This window comes from Frigidibacter sp. MR17.14 (assembly GCF_037095735.1).
In the GTDB taxonomy this organism is placed as follows: domain Bacteria; phylum Pseudomonadota; class Alphaproteobacteria; order Rhodobacterales; family Rhodobacteraceae; genus Frigidibacter.
Genome location: NZ_JBAWKD010000032.1, coordinates 1 through 2,500 on the forward strand (window position 1 = coordinate 1; position 2,500 = coordinate 2,500).

Here is a 2,500-nt window from a genome sequence, read left to right on the forward strand (position 1 = left end):
CAGTCAACTGAATGCGTTACCGCACTTACATCTCTGGCCTATCGACGTGGTGGTCTTCCACGGCCCTCAAGGGAGACCTAGTTTTGAAGGGGGCTTCCCGCTTAGATGCCTTCAGCGGTTATCCTGTCCGATCATAGCTACCCAGCACTGCCGTTGGCACGACAACTGGTCCACCAGTGGATCGTTCACCCCGGTCCTCTCGTACTAGGGGCAACTCTTCGCAAGTCTCCTACACCCACGGCAGATAGGGACCGAACTGTCTCACGACGTTCTAAACCCAGCTCACGTACCTCTTTAAATGGCGAACAGCCATACCCTTGGGACCTGCTCCAGCCCCAGGATGAGATGAGCCGACATCGAGGTGCCAAACGATGCCGTCGATATGGACTCTTGGGCATCATCAGCCTGTTATCCCCAGAGTACCTTTTATCCGTTGAGCGATGGCCCTCCCACTTGGGACCACCGGATCACTATGGCCGTCTTTCGACTCTGCTCGACTTGTCAGTCTTGCAGTCAGGCTGGCTTCTGCCATTGCACTCAACGAGCGATTTCCGACCGCTCTGAGCCAACCTTCGCGCGCCTCCGTTACGATTTGGGAGGCGACCGCCCCAGTCAAACTCCCCACCACGCATGGTCCCGGACCCGGATAACGGGCCGCGGTTAGACATCAAGATGGCGAAGGGTGGTATCTCAAGGATGGCTCCACCGGAACTGGCGTCCCGGTTTCAAAGCCTACCACCTATCCTGCACATCGCAATCCTGATGCCAGTGCGAAGCTAGAGTAAAGGTTCATGGGGTCTTTCCGTCTAACCGCGGGTAGTGTGCATCTTGACACACAGTTCAATTTCGCTGAGTCCACGTTAGAGACAGCGGGGAGGTCGTTACGCCATTCGTGCAGGTCGGAACTTACCCGACAAGGAATTTCGCTACCTTAGGACCGTTATAGTTACGGCCGCCGTTTACTGGGGCTTCAATTCGGAGCTTGCACCCCTCCTTTTAACCTTCCAGCACCGGGCAGGCGTCAGACCCTATACGTCGCCTTACGGCTTCGCAGAGCCCTGTGTTTTAAGTAAACAGTCGCCACCCCCTAGTTTGTGCCCCCCGCCCATAGTTGCCTACAGACGGGGCCTCCTTCTCGCGAACTTACGGAGGCATTTTGCCGAGTTCCTTTAACGTGGTTCTCTCAAGCGCCTTGGTATTCTCTACCAGTCCACCTGTGTCGGTTTAGGGTACGGTCTGATGGAGGGCTATTTCCAGGAACCTCTGAGCAGCCCGATCAATCCGATAAGATCGAACTACCTTTGAGATCCGTCACATCCTCCTGGCCCAGGAATATTAACCTGGTTCCCATCGACTACGCCTTTCGGCCTCGCCTTAGGGGCCGGCTTACCCTGCTCAGATTAGCTTTAAGCAGGAACCCTTGGACTTTCGGCGACAGGGTCTCTCACCCTGTTTGTCGCTACTCATGTCAACATTCTCGCTTCCGATCACTCCACCGGATGCCTCACGGCCCGGCTTCACAGTCAACACCACTGTCTCCGCTGATCCCGAAGGAGCAGAAGAGACAAGGTGTTATATCACGGAACGCTCCGCTACCACGCAATCCGTAAGGATTGCATCCAAAGCTTCGGCTCGTGGCTTGAGCCCCGTTACATCTTCGCCGCAGGACAACTTGTCTAGACCAGTGAGCTGTTACGCTATCTTTAAAGGATGGCTGCTTCTAAGCCAACCTCCTGGTTGTTTTGGTCGTCCCACATGCTTTCCCACTTAGCCACGAATTGGGGGCCTTAGCTGTTGGTCAGGGTTGTTTCCCTCTCCACGACGGACGTTAGCACCCGCCGTGTGTCTCCCGGATAGTACTCTTGGGTATTCGGAGTTTGGTTAGGCTCAGTAAGTCTGTGGGACCCCATCACCCATCCAGTGCTCTACCCCCCAAGGTATTCGTCCGAGGCGCTACCTAAATAGCTTTCGCGGAGAACCAGCTATCTCCGAGTTTGATTGGCCTTTCACCCCTAGCCACAGCTCATCCGGACCCTTTTCAACGGGTGTCGGTTCGGACCTCCAGTGCGTGTTACCGCACCTTCATCCTGGCCATGGCTAGATCACTCGGTTTCGGGTCTGATCCGTCGAACTCATGCGCCCTTTTAAGACTCGCTTTCGCTGCGCCTACACCTAACGGCTTAAGCTTGCTCGACAGACCAAGTCGTTGACCCATTATACAAAAGGTACGCCGTCAGGCCTCTAGGACCCTCCGACTGCTTGTAGGCGTTCGGTTTCAGGAACTGTTTCACTCCCCTCGTCGGGGTGCTTTTCACCTTTCCCTCACGGTACTGGTTCGCTATCGGTCAGTAAGGAGTACTTAGCCTTCGAGGGTGGTCCCCCGATCTTCAGACAGGATTTCACGTGTCCCGCCCTACTTAATACGTCCCATTGAGCTTCGTATACGGGGCTGTCACCCATATCGCTGGCCTTTCCAGACCATTCTACTCACTCTCAAGGA

The 2,500-nt window shown here is 55.3% G+C and carries 1 rRNA gene (cut by a window edge); it reads right to left on the reverse strand.

Going from position 1 to position 2,500, the window contains the following annotated elements:
• Window positions 1-2,500 (reverse strand): 23S ribosomal RNA (locus V8J36_RS22635) (its annotated part continues 308 nt past the right edge of the window); the annotation flags it as partial.